The sequence below is a fragment of the Massilia sp. genome (assembly GCF_046293535.1).
Taxonomy (GTDB): Bacteria; Pseudomonadota; Gammaproteobacteria; order Burkholderiales; family Burkholderiaceae_D; genus Telluria.
In genome coordinates this window covers 57,396-72,381 of sequence record NZ_JBKBOV010000012.1, presented here as the reverse complement: position 1 = coordinate 72,381, position 14,986 = coordinate 57,396, and the positions used below count along the sequence as shown (strand labels likewise).

Sequence of the window (14,986 nt, the reverse complement as noted above, 5' to 3'; positions counted from 1 at the left end):
TGCTATCGTATGGACACCTTAGCAGATCGGGAGAACGTGCCGTGTCCAACCCAGCAGCCAGCAGCGCCCAGGCGCAGCCCGCCGGCGCCGAGTCCTGCATCGCCCGCCAGGCCGACGGCATCTATTGCGACGTGGCCGCATTGGGCCCAGCCCTGCTGGCGGCGGTCGACGCCATCCTGCTCGGGAACCGGTATTTCTCGGGCCTCGACTACGCGGTCCTGACCAAGGCCCTGTTCGGCCACGGTCCGGAATTGCCGCCCACGGTAAGCGGGGCGCGCGGCGAGACCCTGGTGCGCCTGGCCGACGACATCCTGCCTTTCGATCCGGCGCGCCGCCAGCTCTACCGCGCCGCCAGGATCGCCGACGGCCAGGCCGAGTACTACTTCGAACCGGTATTCCTGCCGGACGGCGAGGGCGTCGAGCAGCCGGCCCGGCTCGACATCGACGAGTTCATCGCCGACATGTGGATGAAGGGCATCCGCTTCGGCATCGATCTCGAGGCGGTGGCGGGCGCGATCGCGTCAAGCGCGGCCGGGCGCATCGTGGTGGCGCGCCGCTTGCCCGCGCGGCCGGGCGAGGATGCGCGCGTGGTCGAGGTCTCGAACGAGCTGCACCGCAGCGACGCTCCGCGCCAGCTCGCCAACGGCAAGCTCGACCTGATGAGCTTCCAGAACCGCTTCCCCCAGGTCCAGCGCGGCACGCGCCTGCTGCGCAAGCTCGCGCGCGTGCCGGGCGAGCCGGGCTTCGACCTGTCCGGCATCGCCCTCGCGCCCGAACTGCCGCGCGATCTCGACCTGGGCGACTGGAGCGGCCCCGGCACGGTCGTCGACCGCATCGCCGAAGGCGAGTTCGTGGTGGCGCTGCAGGACGGCTTCCTGAACGTGGAAGGCAACCGGGTCTCGGTAGGGGACAAGATCGTCAGCCGCGACGGCGTCAGCGCCAGGACCACCGGCAACCTGCAGCTGGAGGGCGACTACGAGGAATTCGGCGAGGTGCAGGAAAACCGCGTGGTCGAGGGCGAGAGCATCACGGTGCATGCCGACGTCTTCGGCAACGTGATCTCGCGCGGCGGCGTGGTGCGCCTGAACCGCAACCTGATGGGCGGCAGCGCGAGGAACAACGACGGCCCGATCATCGTGGCGGGCGTGGCGTCCGGCGCCACCATCCAGAGCGCCAACGGGGAAGTCAGCCTGCAGCGCGCCGAGAACTGCATCATTTCCGGCTGCCGGGTCACGGTGCTCGAAGCGATCAATTGCGAGATCGTGGCCGACGTGGTGGAGATCAAGCAGGCCGAGGGCTGCGCCATCGCCGCCGGGCGCATCGCCATCGAAAGCGCCGCGCCGCGCGGACACAGCGAGATGCGGGTCTTCGTGCTGCGTCCGGACTGCGCGCGCATCGACGCGGCGATCGGCATGATCCGCGAGCGCGTGGGCCAGTTCGGCGAGCTGGCCGGCCAGCGCCGCGCCGCGATCGAAGCCGTGGCGGCCCGGCCTGAAGTGGCCAGCTACGTCAGGCTGGCGGGGCGCGTGCGCAAGGGCGAGCTGGTGCTTACGCCGGAACAGCAAGCCGCATTCGGGAAGCTGGCCGCCGCGGCGGCGCCGGCGCTCAAGCAGATGGCCGTGCTCTCGCAGGAGCGCAAGGACGCCGAGGCCGAGCAGCAGTCCGGCATGGCGCTGCTGGAGCGGCTGGAAGTCCAGCGCGCGCAGCACAGCGGCACGGTCAGCGTCGCCATCGGACAGGTGGCCGGCGAAGTCACCGTGCGCGCGCTGGACGTGCAGCCGGAGAACAGCGGGGCGGAGCGCACCAATCACTACGACCTGGCGCCGCGCGAGCTCAAGGCGCGCCTGCGCGAGGCCAGCGGCGCCGAGCTGCTGTTCGCCGGCGCCGGCGGCAGCTTCAGCTGGAGCACGGCGCCAGCCGGCGCGTCTTGACGTCAGCCGTCCTGCGCCCGCCTGATCGCGGTGCTCTGGTGAAAGCTGTTCTTCCAGCCGTCCGGCTGGCGTATCCACAGGTGGGCGAAGCGAAAGCGCAGCGGCCTGGCGTGGGCGCTCGCCTCCTGCGCGCGGAAGACGCCGGTGACCAGGGCCGCGCCGCCGCCCTCCAGTACCTGGGTTTCGACGGATTCGATCCGGTACAGGCGGAAGTGGAAGTCCTTGCGCTCGAGCGCGGTGAGCAGCTCGGTCTTGCTGCGCACCCGTCCGCGGCTGTCGACGTGCAGGTAGTCGCGGTCCATCAGGTGGAGCAGGGTGGCGATGTCGCGCTGCTGGATGGCCGTGGCGCGCTGCCGTTCCAGTCCGGCCAGCATGGCGGGAAGGTCGACTTCGCCGGCGGCGATGGCGCGCTGGCTCTGGAAGCCGGCCGCATGGACGGCTGGCGGCGCTGCCAGGAGGACGGGCAGCGCCGGCAGCAGGGCAAGCGCGAGCAGTCTGGTCGGCGGTTTCATGGCGGTTCCTTCGGCAAAGCGGACACGAGCGCTACCCATATGATACCGCGCCGGCCTATGCCCGCGCGACGTGGATTTTCTCCTTGATGTGCTTGAGGTTGGCCACGATGGTGAAGGTCATGATCACCAGCAGCGACCACGAGCTCCACTTGCTCACGTGGACCACCGACCAGGCGCCCAGCTGGTTCGGGTAGCGCCACACGCCCCAGAAGGTGCCGATGTTCTCGGCCAGCCAGATGAAGAAGCCGATCAGCACGAAGGCCAGCAGCAGCGGCATCCTGCGGTCGCGATCGAGCGGCCGGAACACCACCATGGTGCGCGAATACAGGCCGAGCGCGCAGGCCGCGAGGTACCAGCGGTAGTCGCCGATATAGTGGTGGGTGAAGAAATTCAGGTAGATCAGGATGGCGATGGTCCAGGCCATCCAGTGCGGCGGATGATGGCGGATGCGCAGGTCGAACAGGCGCCAGGCCTGCACGATGTAGCTGCCGATGGCGGCGTACATGAAGCCCGAGAACAGCGGCACATCGAGTAGCTTGGTATAGGCGAAGTCGGGATAGGCCCAGGACTGGATGGCGCTCGATACCTTGAAAGCCTCGAGCGCGAAGCCGATCGCGTGGAACAGGCAGATCGCCTTGAGCTCGTCGATCGTCTCGAGGCTCGATCTCACCATCCACAGCTGGATGGCCAGCGCCACCAGCAGCAGCACATCGTAGCGCGGGATGCCGAGGACGCCGGTGCGGGGCGTGAGCATCATGGCGGCGAAGAACAGGCCCACGAACAGGCAGGCGCGCGCGTTCTTGAAGCCGAAATACAGGAACTCGGCGCCAGCGCGGCGCCAGCCGCCGAGCTGGCGCGGACGGGTGTCGAGCAGGACGTTGTCGAGCGCAAGGGTGAGGGGGGCGGAGCCGGGCGTCTTGTTCATTGTTGTCGGTCGCGGGTCAAGGCGAGGGTGGTCAGGCGATGTTGTCACAGAAGGGGGGGCGAATCAATGCTTCGCTGCGCCGCTGTTGCGGTATTAGAATGGAGCGTCACCGACTCCCGCGCCAGACATGCATACGTCGATCCACCCGAAACCCGATGAATGGGGCAAGCCGGTCGCCATCGCCGCGCCCACCGCGCCGACGCCGCTGGACAACTGGCTCGACCCGCTGCTCCCCGCCACCGTGATCCCGGGCGGTCCGGTGCCGCCGGCATTGAACGGCCTCGCATTCGCCGTGTGGCGCGAGGCCCCGCGCATCGATGCCGACTGGATCGCAATCGCGGGGCGGGAGGACGCCTTCGGCGAGCCGCCCTTCGAACCCGCGCCGGGCAAGCGCGTGGCGGCCGGCGTCGTCATCCTCGAGGACGACGGGCGGGTCTGGGTGGTGCACCCGTCGAACGCCTTCGGCGGCTACCCGGCCACCTTCCCGAAAGGGACGCTGGACCCGGGCATGCTGCTGCGCGCCGCGGCGATCCGCGAAGCGTACGAGGAAAGCGGCCTGCACGTGGTCTTGACCGGACACCTGATGGACCTGACGCGCAGCCGCAGCCGCACCCGCTACTACCTGGGACGGCGCGTCGGCGGCTGCCCGTCCGACATGGGCTGGGAGAGCCAGGCGGTATCGCTGCTGCCGCGCGCGCACCTGGACAAGGTGCTGGTCAATCCGAACGATGCGCCATTGGTGGCCTGGCTGCAGGCCTGAACGACCGACGCCATGGAACCCATTGCGCTGGTCCTCGGGATCGTGTTCCTTGCGGTCGTCGCGTACAGCAACTACCGGTATATACGCGGCGCGCGCGACATCGTCGGCATGGCGAACGAGGAGTTCCGGCAGATACGTATCACGGAAGCGCCGCCGGAGCTGTGCTTCGACGGGCGCAGCGCCGAGATCGTGCTCGAGAGCGTGGCCTATCAGGACGAGGGCCGCATCCGCGCGATCAGTGTGACCCGCTACGCGCGTAATGCCCACGGTGAGTATTTTTTCTTTGTATCGGAGGGCAGGGGCAAGGCTTATTTCAAGCACATCGAACAGCGCGCCGCCAGGGCGGCGCTGGGGAAGCGCTACCTTGCCCCCCGAGCCTGAGGAACGGAGAACCATGCGGATAGAACGCATCCATTTTGAAGAAGTATTCGATGTCGCCGCCGGCGACTTCAGCTTTCGCAGCGAAGGCCGCGCCCATTATGGCGTCAGCCTGGGACACGGGACGATTCCGCCGGCGGGCGCCACCTGCGCCGTCGCATTCGGGCGGCCGGGCGACTGGGGCTCGGTGCTGGGCTGGCGCGACCTTGCCTCGCAGACGGTCACCCTCACGCATTCGACGACCGGGCTGCTGCTGTCCACGGTCTACGACATCTATTTGTATGGGCTGTTCTTTTTCGCGGGTGGTTTCCTGTTCGGCGGCATCCGCCTGGCGCTCGTGTTCGCCGCGCTGTTCATCGCCGGGCTGGGCTATGTGAGCTTCCGCAATGTCCAGACCCTGCGCCGGGCCAAACGCGCATTGATCTCTGTCGGCGAATCCGGCAATAGCCTGGACAACAGCAGTGCAGTGGGCCCCGGCATCGTGCGATAGTTGACTGCAGTCAACATTTTAAGGGGAGCTCGCCTTTAGCATTGGTGGTGCCGATGAAAGGAACCACCATGTCGAACCACATTCTCGCCGCACCCCAGCAGTTCCTCGGGTTCACCCTGGGCGGACTCGATTACGGGCTCGACTATGCCGCGGTACAGGAACTCAAGGCTTACCGCTCGCTCGAGCGTTTCTGCAGCGACGGCGAGATCATCGGCGGCGTGGCCCTGTCGCGCGGGGTGATCATGCCGGTGATGGACCTGCGGGCCGCTTTTGCCCCGCGCTTTTCACTGCCCGAGCCGGATACCGACGTGGTGATCGTGAGGGTGGCGGCGGGCGTGGTCGGGGTGGTGGTGGAGCGCGTCACCGGCGTGGTGCGCCTGCGCCCGGAGCAGGTGGTCGCGCTGCCGGGCGCCCGGCGCGATGCCGACTACCTGATCGGCATCGGCGCGGCGAAGGGACGGCGCATGATGCTGATCGACATCGAGCGCCTGATGTCGGTGGCGCCCGCCGCGCCGCGCCAGGTGGCCTAGGCGGTGCCGGCAAGGCCTCAGAAGTCGGCGCTGACCGACAGCCACAGGCGGCGCCCGTCCATGTTGTTGACGTAGACGCTGCCCCAGGTCGGCGCCGCAGTGCCCGGCGTCTGGTAAGGGCGGTAGTCGATGAAGTCCTTGTTGGCCAGGTTGTAGATCGCCGCGTTCACGGTCACCGACTTGTTCACCCGGTAGCTGCCGCCGAGGTGCAGCATCCCGTATCCCTTGAAGTCGCCCAGCGCCGCCGCGGCCGCGCGGGTCGCCGCCGAGCTGCCCGGGTCGCGGAAGCGCTCGCTGCGCGCTTCGAGGCGCAGCCAGGCATTCCATTGTTGGGAGATGTCCCAGCCGAGGCGCGCATTGAGCGTATGTTCCGGCGTGTCGCCGAGCGGCTTGCCGGCGTTCGGGCCGCTTTTCTGCTCGCTGTCGGTCCAGGTGTAGTTGGCGCTCAGGGCCCAGCCCGGCGCGACCGGGAAGCGGGTCGCGAGCTCCAGGCCGCGGGTCACGGCCTCGTCCACGTTGGTGGACTGGCCGAAGGCGTCGACGTTCGGCCAGTTGCCGAAGCTGACGCAGCCCGGACGGTTCGGCGCCAGACGGTAGGAGCAGTTCAGCAGGCCCGTGCCGGTGGTGATCTTGTCCCGGAATTCGTTGTTGAACAGGGCCGCGTTGGCGGTCCAGCCGGCGCCGTTGTCGAAATAGACCCCCAGTTCGGTCGTCACGCTGGTCTCCGGCGTCAAGCCGGGACTGCCCACCAGCGGAAGCGTGCCCTGGGCGCCGAAGCCGTTGATGCCGGGCGCCAGCTGTTCGACGCGCGGCGTCTTGTAGCCGCGGCTCACGCCGCCCTTGACGGTCCAGCGCGGCGACGCGTTCCACACCAGGTAGGCGCGCGGGCTGGTATGGCCACCGAAGATGCTGTGCTCGTCGTAGCGCGCGCCCAGGGTCAGCAGCAGCGGCTCGGCGATGCGCCATTCGTCTTCCAGGAACAGGGCTTTCTGGGTGAAGGCGAAGGCCTGCGGCGCGACGCCGTCGACCATTTCGGCATCCCAGTGCTGGAAGCCGACGGTGCTCAGGTGATTGCCCCAGGGCGCCACCAGCTTGGTGTCGAATACGCGGCTTTCGACTTCCAGGGCGCGCGCGCTGCCGGCCGCGGCGCCCGGGGTGCCGGGCGGGATGGTACGGCCGATGGTCTCGGTGCGGTTCACCATGTAGCTGCTGTCCCAGGTGCCGAAGCCCAGGCGCGCGCGGTAGGACAGGCTGGCCTGGTCGCGGTTGTACTTCTGCTTCGGACCGTAGCCGCCCTGCAGGCCCAGGGTGCCGAGCTGGCCGCGCGCGTTGTCGTAGGTCTGGCGGCTGCTGTCGGCGTCGAGCGTGATTTCGTGCATGCGGCTGGGCGTCCAGGCCAGGCGCGCGCCGAGGTTGTGGATGCTCGACTCGACCGGGTTGGCGCCCATGTTGGGGGCGACTTCGCCGTTCTGGTTGCGGTAGCGGATGTCGGCGCCGTCGCGGCGCTGGCTGCTGCCGCGCAGCGACAAGCCGAGCACGTCGGCGGCGAGCGGGCCGCTGAGGTAGAACTTGGCGCCCTTGACGTCGCCGAAGCTCGCTTCTTCCTGCACCGTGTAGTCGGCCGCCAGGTTGCCGTGCCAGCGCTTGCCGACCTTGCGCGTGATGATGTTGATCACGCCGCCCATCGCGTCCGAACCGTACAGGGTCGACATCGGGCCGCGGATGATCTCGATGCGCTCGATCGCGCCGATCGGCGGCATGAAACTGGTGGAGGTGCCGCCGAAGCCGTTCGGGGTGACGTTGCCGGCGGCGTTCTGGCGGCGGCCGTCGATCAGGACCAGGGTGTAGTCGCTGGGCATGCCGCGGATGCTGATGTTCATGCCGCCGGTCTTGTCGCCGGCCGCGCCGACGTCGATGCCTTCCACGCTTTCCAGCGCCTGGGCCAGGTTGCCGAAGCGTTCCTTTTCCAGCTGATCGCGGCTCAATACCGTGATCGAGGCCGGCGCTTCGCGGATGCTCTGTTCGAAGCCGGCGGCGGTGACGACCACCGTCGCCATGTCGTGCGTCTCCGGCTCGGCATGGGCGGCGAAGGGCAGCAGGGCGATGGCGGCGCCGATGAGGGAGCGGCGGGACAGCGGCAGGGGCAGGCGGAGCTCAGGCATACGGTATCCGTGTAAGAAGTCGAAATGAACGTGAAATATGCAGAATAGAAACATTATAAATGATAATGAGAATGATTCCTATTTGAATGTGCGATTTTTTTTCGAGATGGGCGCGAGACCAGGCGCCAGGGCTTGCCGGTGGAAAGACAGAAACGGGAGAGGGGGGGCGCAACGGGTGCGCATCGCCCTGGCGAGGGCGATGCGGATGGGTCAAACGGAGAGGTGCGGCCTGAAGCTCAGGCGGCCAGGCCTTCGAGCTGCTCCTGCAGCTCCAGCCATTCGGATTCGAGCTGCTCCAGGTCGCGCGAAGCAAACGCCTGGTCGGCCACGAGAAGCTTGAGCTTTTCCTTGTTCTCGGCCTCGTAGATGCTCGGCTCCAGCAGTTGGGCGTCGATCTCGGCCTTCTTCGCGTTCAGCTTGGCCATCTGCTCTTCCAGGCGCTTGACGCGGTTCTCGAGCGGCTTTCTCAGCGCGGCCAGGCGCTGGCGTTCTTCCGCCTCCAGGCGCTTCTGCTCCTTGCGGTCGACCGGCGCCGCCATGGCAGCCGTGTTCTCGGCGCCCTTCGTGGGCGTGGGCGCCGGCAGGGTGTCGGTACCCTTGCCGAGCTTGGTCTGGAACAGCCATTCCTTGTAGTCGTCCAGGTCGCCGTCGAAAGGCTGCAGCTTGCCGTCGGCCACGATGATGAACTGGTCGGTGGTGGCGCGCAGCAGGTGGCGGTCGTGCGAGACCAGCACCAGGGTGCCTTCGAACTGCGCCAGCGCCATGGTCAGCGCCTCGCGCGTCTCGAGGTCGAGGTGGTTGGTCGGTTCGTCCAGCAGCAGCAAATTTGGGCGCTGCCACACGATCAGGGCCAGGGCCAGGCGCGCCTTTTCGCCGCCGGAGAAGGGCGCGATCTTGCTGGTGACCATATCGCCCGGGAAGTTGAAGCTGCCGAGGAAGTTGCGCAGCTCCTGCTCGCGCACGTTCGGCGCGATTTTCATCAGGTGCCACAGCGGCGACTCGTCGTGGCGCAGCATCTCGACCTGGTGCTGGGCAAAATAGCCGATCGACAGGCCCTTGCCCAGCGTGGCCTTGCCCTCCAGCGGCATCAGCTCGCCGGCGACGGTCTTGATGAGCGTCGACTTGCCGGCGCCGTTCACGCCCAGGAGGCCGATGCGCTGGCCGATCTGCAGCGAGAAGTTCACGCGCTTGACGATGGCCTTGCCGCCGACCTTGTCGCCGTGCGCGTCCAGGACCGGGTAGCCGGCGTCGACGTCTTCCAGCACCAGCAGCGGGTTCGGGGCCGACAGGGGCTCGCGGAATTCAAAAGAGAATTCGGCGGCGGCGCGCAGCGGCGCCAGTTCCTCCATCTTGGCCAGCGCCTTCATGCGGCTCTGGGCCTGGCGCGCCTTGGTGGCCTTGGCCTTGAAGCGGTCCACGAACGACTGCAGGTGGGCGCGGGTGCGCTGCTGCTTTTCGTAGGCGGCCGCCGCCAGCACCAGGCTGGCCGCGCGCTGGCGCTCGAAGCTTGAATAGTTGCCCGAATAGCGCTTGAGCTTGTGCTCGTCGATGTGCACGACGACGTTCACGATCTCGTCGAGGAAATCGCGGTCGTGCGAGATGATGATCAGGGTGCCCGGATAGCGCTTGAGCCAGTCTTCCAGCCAGATGATCGCGTCCAGGTCCAGGTGGTTGGTCGGTTCGTCCAGCAGCAGCAGGTCGGAAGGGCACATCAGGGCCTGCGCCAGGTTCAGGCGCATGCGCCAGCCGCCCGAGAAGCTGGCCACCGGGCGCGCCATCTGCTCCAGCGAGAAGCCCAGGCCCAGCAGCAGCTGTTCGGCGCGCGACTGCACCGTGTAGGCGTCGGCGTCCGCCAAGGCGCTGTGCAGCTCGCCGAGGCGCATGCCGTGGTCGCCCACGTCGGGGTGGGCTTCCAGTTCGTCCAGTTCGGCCTGTAGGTGCCGCAGGTTGACGTCGCCGTCGATCGCGTATTCCAGCGCCGGACGGTCCAGCGCCGGGGTCTCCTGGGCCACGTAGGCCATGCGCCACTTGGCGGGGAAATCGATGGCGCCCTGGTCCGGATGCAGCTCGCCGCGCAGCATGGCGAACAGGCTCGATTTGCCGGCGCCGTTGGCGCCGATCAGGCCGATCTTGTCGCCCGGGTTGAGGGTGAGGTCGGCGCTCTCGAGCAGCGGCTTGGTGCCGCGCATCAGGCTGACGTTCTGGAAGCGGATCATTGCAAGTATCTGGGTTCATGTAGGGTGGGCAGGTTTCCTGCCCACGCGGTCAACCATCAAATGCGTTACACAATGCATCCGAGAGTTGGCCGCGTGGGCGGGAGACCCGCCCACCCTACGAAAATCTATGAAGCGGAAGCGATTACCGGGCCTGGAGTTGTTCGGCGGTCAGCAGGAACACCGCATCGTCACCCGCGCTGGTGCTGAGCCAGGTCAGGCCCAGGTGCCCGAAGGCCGCTTCGGCATAGTCGCGCTCGTTGCCGATCTCGACCACGAGGATACCTTCCGGCGTCAGGCGCTCCGCGGCGCCTTCGACGATCTTGCGCACCAGGTCCATGCCGTCTTCGCCGCCCGCCAGCGCGATCTGCGGCTCGCGCAGGTATTCCGGCGGCAGCTTGCCCATCGAGACGCTGTTGACGTAGGGCGGGTTGGTGACGATCAGGTCGTACTTCTTGAACGGCACGTTGGTGTACAGGTCCGATTCGATCGGATTGACGCGGCCTTCGAGCTTGTATTCGCGGATGTTGTGCTCGGCCACGGCCAGCGCGTCCTTCGAGATGTCGACCGCGTCGACCACGGCGTTCGGGAAGGCGTCGGCCATCATGATCGCCAGGCAGCCGCTGCCGGTGCACAGTTCCAGCACGTTCTCCACGCTTTCCGGATCCTGCACCCAGGGGCTGAAGGTCTGCGGGATCAGCTCGGCGATGAAGGAGCGCGGCACCAGCACGCGCTCGTCCACGTAGAAACGGTACTCGCCCAGCCAGGCTTCCTTCGTGATGTAGGCGGCCGGCACGCGCTCGGTCACGCGGCGCTCGATCACTTCCATCACCTGGATCACTTCGTCCGGCAGCAGGCGCGCGTCGAGGAATGGGTCGAGCCGGTCGAGCGGCAGCTTGAGGGTGTGGAGGACCAGGTAGGCGGCTTCGTCGAAGGCCTCGGCGCTGCCGTGGCCGAAGAAGAGCTTGGCGCCGTTGAAGCGGGTGATCGCGTAGCGCAGCAGGTCGCGCGGCGTGCTGAAAGTGGTGTTGGTCATGGCCTTCTCCCGGGTTGTTCTTGCTGCACCGCGAGCAGCTGTTCCAGCGTGCGGCGGTAGATGTTCTTGAGGGGATCGATGTAGCGCAGCTCGATGTGTTCGTCGATCTTGTGGATGCTGGCGTTCGGAGGCCCGAATTCTATCACCTGCGGGCAGATGCGGGCGATGAAGCGGCCGTCCGAAGTGCCGCCCGTGGTCGACAGTTCGGTCTGCACGCCCAGTTCATCGAAGATGGCGTCGCACAGCGCGTCCGAGAGCAGCCCCTTCGGGGTCAGGAACGGCTGGCCCGACAGGGTCCACTGCAGCTCGTAGTCGAGCCCATGGCGGTCGAGGATGGCGTGCACGCGCGCTTCCAGGCCGTCGGCGGTGCTGGCGGTCGAGAAGCGGAAGTTGAAGTCGATCGTAAGGTGGCCCGGGATCACGTTGGTGGCGCCGGTGCCGGCCTGGATGTTCGAGATCTGCCAGCTGGTCGGGGCATAGTACTCGTTGCCTTCGTCCCAGACTTCCGCGGCCAGCTCTGCCAGCGCCGGCGCGGCCTGGTGGATCGGGTTGCGCGCCAGGTGCGGGTAGGCGATGTGGCCCTGCACGCCCTTGATCACCAGGTGGCCCGAGAGCGAACCGCGGCGGCCGTTCTTGATGGTGTCGCCCAGCACGTGGTTTGACGTCGGTTCGCCGACCACGCAATAGTCCAGGGTCTCGCCGCGTTCCTCCAGGCGCTCGCATACGAGCACGGTGCCGTCGACGGCGGGGCCTTCCTCGTCGCTGGTGACGAGAAAAGCGATCGAGCCTTTATGGTCCGGATGGGCGGCGATGAATTCCTCGCAGGCGACCACCATGGCCGCGATCGAGGTCTTCATGTCGGAGGCGCCGCGGCCATACAGCTTGCCGTCGCGGCGGGTCGGGGTGAACGGGCTTGACGCCCACTGGTGTTCGGGGCCGGACGGCACCACGTCGGTATGGCCGGCGAACACGAACACCGGCGAGGTCGTACCCTTGCGCGCCCACAGGTTGGTCACGCCCTTCGATTCGATGGTCTCGCAATGAAAGCCCAGGGGCGCCAGCAATTCCTTCAGGCGCTCCTGGCAACCCTTGTCGTTGGGAGTGACCGAATCGAGCGCGATCAGTTCTTCCGTCAGCAGGAGGGTACGCGACGCTTTCATGCGCCATCCTTGAATTTCGCCGCATAGGCGTCGGCCGAGAAGCCGACCGAGACCGGACCTGCGCCTTGCAGGACCGGGCGCTTGATGACGGACGGGTTCTCCAGCATCAGTTCGAGCGCGCTGGCCTTGTCGACGACTTGCGCCTTGCGCTCGTCCGACAGCTTGCGCCAGGTCGTGCCCTTGCGGTTGACCAGGGTCTCCCAGTCGAGCTGCTCGAGCCAGCCGGCCACCAGTTCGCGGCTCAAGCCCTGCTTCTTGAAATCGTGGAAGGCGAAGTCGTGGCCGTTCTCGAGCAGCCAGGTGCGGGCTTTCTTGACGGTGTCGCAGTTGGGGATGCCGTAGAGAGTGGTAGTCATGGAGCGTCGGTCATTGCGTCCACGCGTGGCGGACGGGTATTGAAATAAAGAAACGCGCGAGGATAGCACACCCTTCGCCAGCGAAGATTGTACACAGACGGGGGAAGCGGGCCGCATGGATGACCCGCCGGGAAAGGAGGGATGCGCCTGCGGTGGCAGGCGGCAGGCAATGCTCAGCGCACCAGGCAGGGACGCTTGTTGTCGAACTTCCAGCCCGGCACCAGGTACTGCATGGCGACGGCGTCGTCGCGCGCGCCCAAGCCCATGTTTTGATAAGCCTGGTGGGCTTTCTCGAGTTCGACCGGATCGAGTTCGATGCCCAGGCCCGGCCTCTGCGGCACGTGCACCATGCCGCCTTCGATTTTCAAAGGTTCCCTGGTGAGGCGCTGGCCGTCCTGCCAGATCCAGTGGGTGTCGATCGCGGTGACCCTGCCCGGCGCGGCGGCGCCGACGTGGGTGAACATGGCCAGCGAAATGTCGAAGTGGTTGTTCGAGTGCGAACCCCAGGTCAGGCCGAACATCTCGCACAACTGGGCCACGCGCACCGAACCCTGCATGGTCCAGAAGTGCGGGTCGGCCAGCGGGATGTCGACCGACTGCAGCGAGATCGCGTGCGCCATCTGGCGCCAGTCGGTGGCGATCATGTTGGTGGCGGTCATCAAGCCGGTCGCGCGGCGGAACTCGGCCATCACCTCGCGGCCCGAGAAACCGTCTTCCGCGCCGCAGGGGTCTTCGGCATAGGCCAGGATGCCGTGCTTGTCGCGGCAGACGCGGATCGCATCTTCCAAGAGCCAGGCGCCGTTCGGGTCGAGGGTCACGCGCGCCTGCGGGAAGCGCTCGTGCAGGGCAAGGATGGCTTCCATCTCTTCGTCGGCGCCCAGCACGCCGCCCTTGAGCTTGAAGTCGTTGAAGCCGTAGCGCTCGCGCGCCGCTTCGGCCAGGCGCACCACCGCTTCCGGGCGCAAGGCTTCCTCGTTGCGCAGCCGGAACCAGGCATCGTCCGCCTCGTCCTCGCACCGGTAGGCGAGCCCGGTCTTCCTGCGGTCGCCCACGTAGAACAGGTAGCCGAGCATCTCGACGGCATCGCGCTGCTGGCCCTCGCCCAGCAGGGCGGCGACCGGCACGTGCATGAACTGGCCGAGCAGGTCGAGCAGGGCGGACTCCACCGCGGTGACCGCATGGATGGCGGTGCGCAAGTCGAAGGTCTGCAGGCCGCGCCCGCCCGCGTCGCGGTCCGCGAAGGCGGTGCGCATGGCGTTCAGGATGGCGTTGTAGTCGCCCAGCGGCTTGCCGACCACCAGGGGGCGGGCATCCTCGATGGTCCGGCGGATTTTTTCGCCGCCCGGCACTTCGCCGAGGCCGGTATTGCCGGCGCTGTCGGTCAGGATCAGGATGTTGCGGGTGAACCAGGGACCGTGTGCGCCGGACAGGTTCAGCAGCATGCTGTCCTGGCCGGCGACGGGAACGACGCGCAGGTCGGTGACGATTGGGGTGCCGCTTGGGGAGAGGGTGGTCATGGTGGCCGAATGAGTTGTTTGAAACGATCATAGAACGAGATCGATTCATGAACAAACCAAAGAGTGTTGAGATCAATTCAGAAATTGAATCGATCGGCCGGGCGTTTGCGGCGGCTTAGGCCTTGGCGAAGCCGGGCAGCACGTCGCGCTTGAACAGCGCGAGGGCGGGGTTGTCGTTGTCGCGGCGCCAGGCGCAGACCGTGTCGACCGGTTCGGCCAGGACCCGGCGCATGAGGATGCCGTCGAATTTCAGGCGCGCGGCGCCTTCCGCGATCAGGGCCGCGCCGACGCCGGCGCTGACCAGGGCCAGCATGGTATGCACCTGGCCGACATGCTCGACGATGTCCGGCGCCACGCCGGCGCGCGCGAAGCGCTCGGTCAGCATCAGGTAGAAAGGGCGGGCCTCGTAGGGCGAGTACATCACGAAGGGCTTGCCGTGCAGGCTTTCGAGCGTGGGCGCCAGCGGCCACTCCCCGGCTTCGGCCGCCGGCACGGCGAGCATCAGCGCTTCCCTGGCGATCAGCCGGCTTTCCAGATCGCCGTTCATGGGATGGGGGCGCAGCAGGCCGAGGTCGATCTCGCCGGCGTTCAGGGCCGCCACCTGGGTGGTGCTGACCAGTTCCTTGAGCGTGAGCGAGACCCCGGGCGCGCATGCGCGCAGGCGGCGCACGACCTCGGGCAGCAGGCTGTAGCCGGAGGCGGAGGTAAAGCCGATGGCGAGGTTGCCCTGCTCGCCCTTGGCGGCGCGGCGGGCGGCGAACGTGGCTTCCTCGGCGATGCGCAGGATGCGCGCGGCTTCCGGGAAAAAGGCCTTGCCGGCCGCGGTGAGCCTGACGGCGCGGCTGTTGCGCTCGAGGAGCCCGACGCCGACGTGATGCTCGAGCAGCCGGATCTGGCGGCTCAGCGGCGGCTGGGTCATGTTCAGGCGCTCGGCCGCGCGGCCGAAGTGCAGCTCCTCGGCGACCGCGACGAAGCAGCGCAGCTGGCTCAGTTCGAACATGCCGGAAACCCGCCGC

14 protein-coding genes are annotated in these 14,986 nt (G+C 67.4%); 5 read left to right on the top strand and 9 right to left on the bottom strand.

Annotated elements, in window-relative coordinates; all coding sequences use genetic code 11:
* Window positions 1-41: 41 nt before the first annotated feature.
* The gene (locus ACK4S9_RS09310) at window positions 42-1,931 is read left to right on the top strand and encodes a flagellar assembly protein A (protein ID WP_409724575.1); all 1,890 of its coding nucleotides are present in this window, start codon (window positions 42-44) and stop codon (window positions 1,929-1,931) included.
* Between the two features lie 2 nt (window positions 1,932-1,933).
* On the opposite strand, the gene ACK4S9_RS09305 is transcribed toward ACK4S9_RS09310, so the two are convergent.
* The gene (locus ACK4S9_RS09305) at window positions 1,934-2,443 is read right to left on the bottom strand and encodes a nuclear transport factor 2 family protein (protein ID WP_409724573.1); all 510 of its coding nucleotides are present in this window, start codon (window positions 2,441-2,443) and stop codon (window positions 1,934-1,936) included.
* Window positions 2,444-2,498: 55 nt separating this feature from the next.
* The gene (locus ACK4S9_RS09300) at window positions 2,499-3,368 is read right to left on the bottom strand and encodes a DUF817 domain-containing protein (RefSeq protein ID WP_409724570.1); all 870 of its coding nucleotides are present in this window, start codon (window positions 3,366-3,368) and stop codon (window positions 2,499-2,501) included.
* A 127-nt stretch (window positions 3,369-3,495) separates the two neighbouring features.
* On the opposite strand from ACK4S9_RS09300, the gene ACK4S9_RS09295 reads away from it, so the two are divergent.
* From ACK4S9_RS09295 to ACK4S9_RS09280, 4 genes are all read left to right on the top strand, one after another.
* The gene (locus tag ACK4S9_RS09295; RefSeq protein WP_409724568.1) at window positions 3,496-4,128 is read left to right on the top strand and encodes an NUDIX hydrolase; all 633 of its coding nucleotides are present in this window, start codon (window positions 3,496-3,498) and stop codon (window positions 4,126-4,128) included.
* A 12-nt stretch (window positions 4,129-4,140) separates the two neighbouring features.
* On the top strand, window positions 4,141-4,509 hold the full coding sequence (locus tag ACK4S9_RS09290) for a hypothetical protein (protein WP_409724566.1): 369 nt from the start codon (window positions 4,141-4,143) through the stop codon (window positions 4,507-4,509).
* A 13-nt stretch (window positions 4,510-4,522) separates the two neighbouring features.
* Window positions 4,523-4,996 carry a hypothetical protein gene (locus ACK4S9_RS09285; protein ID WP_409724563.1) on the top strand — a complete coding sequence of 158 codons (474 nt, stop codon included), beginning with the start codon at window positions 4,523-4,525 and terminating at the stop codon, window positions 4,994-4,996.
* A gap of 68 nt (window positions 4,997-5,064) precedes the next feature.
* A complete protein-coding gene (locus ACK4S9_RS09280) occupies window positions 5,065-5,526 on the top strand; it encodes a chemotaxis protein CheW (protein ID WP_409724561.1) in 462 nt (153 codons plus the stop codon).
* A 17-nt stretch (window positions 5,527-5,543) separates the two neighbouring features.
* On the opposite strand, the gene ACK4S9_RS09275 is transcribed toward ACK4S9_RS09280, so the two are convergent.
* From ACK4S9_RS09275 to ACK4S9_RS09245, 7 genes are all read right to left on the bottom strand, one after another.
* Window positions 5,544-7,688 (bottom strand): TonB-dependent receptor domain-containing protein, encoded by a 2,145-nt coding sequence (locus ACK4S9_RS09275; protein WP_409724559.1) that lies wholly within the window; start codon window positions 7,686-7,688, stop codon window positions 5,544-5,546.
* Window positions 7,689-7,924: 236 nt separating this feature from the next.
* The gene (locus ACK4S9_RS09270) at window positions 7,925-9,904 is read right to left on the bottom strand and encodes an ATP-binding cassette domain-containing protein (protein ID WP_409724556.1); all 1,980 of its coding nucleotides are present in this window, start codon (window positions 9,902-9,904) and stop codon (window positions 7,925-7,927) included.
* A 142-nt stretch (window positions 9,905-10,046) separates the two neighbouring features.
* Entirely contained in the window at window positions 10,047-10,937 is an 891-nt protein-coding gene (gene prmB, locus ACK4S9_RS09265; protein WP_409724553.1) for a 50S ribosomal protein L3 N(5)-glutamine methyltransferase, read from the bottom strand.
* Window positions 10,934-12,097 (bottom strand): succinyl-diaminopimelate desuccinylase, encoded by a 1,164-nt coding sequence (gene dapE, locus ACK4S9_RS09260; protein ID WP_409724550.1) that lies wholly within the window; start codon window positions 12,095-12,097, stop codon window positions 10,934-10,936. The genes prmB and dapE overlap by 4 nt, the downstream gene beginning before the upstream one ends.
* Window positions 12,094-12,453, bottom strand: a complete 360-nt coding sequence (locus tag ACK4S9_RS09255) for an ArsC family reductase (RefSeq protein WP_409724547.1) — start codon at window positions 12,451-12,453, stop codon at window positions 12,094-12,096. Before ACK4S9_RS09255 ends, dapE begins: the two co-directional genes overlap by 4 nt.
* 173 nt (window positions 12,454-12,626) lie before the next feature.
* The gene (gene gudD, locus ACK4S9_RS09250; protein ID WP_409724544.1) at window positions 12,627-13,970 is read right to left on the bottom strand and encodes a glucarate dehydratase; all 1,344 of its coding nucleotides are present in this window, start codon (window positions 13,968-13,970) and stop codon (window positions 12,627-12,629) included.
* Between the two features lie 115 nt (window positions 13,971-14,085).
* Window positions 14,086-14,970 carry a LysR substrate-binding domain-containing protein gene (locus tag ACK4S9_RS09245; protein ID WP_409724541.1) on the bottom strand — a complete coding sequence of 295 codons (885 nt, stop codon included), beginning with the start codon at window positions 14,968-14,970 and terminating at the stop codon, window positions 14,086-14,088.
* Window positions 14,971-14,986 lie beyond the last annotated feature (16 nt).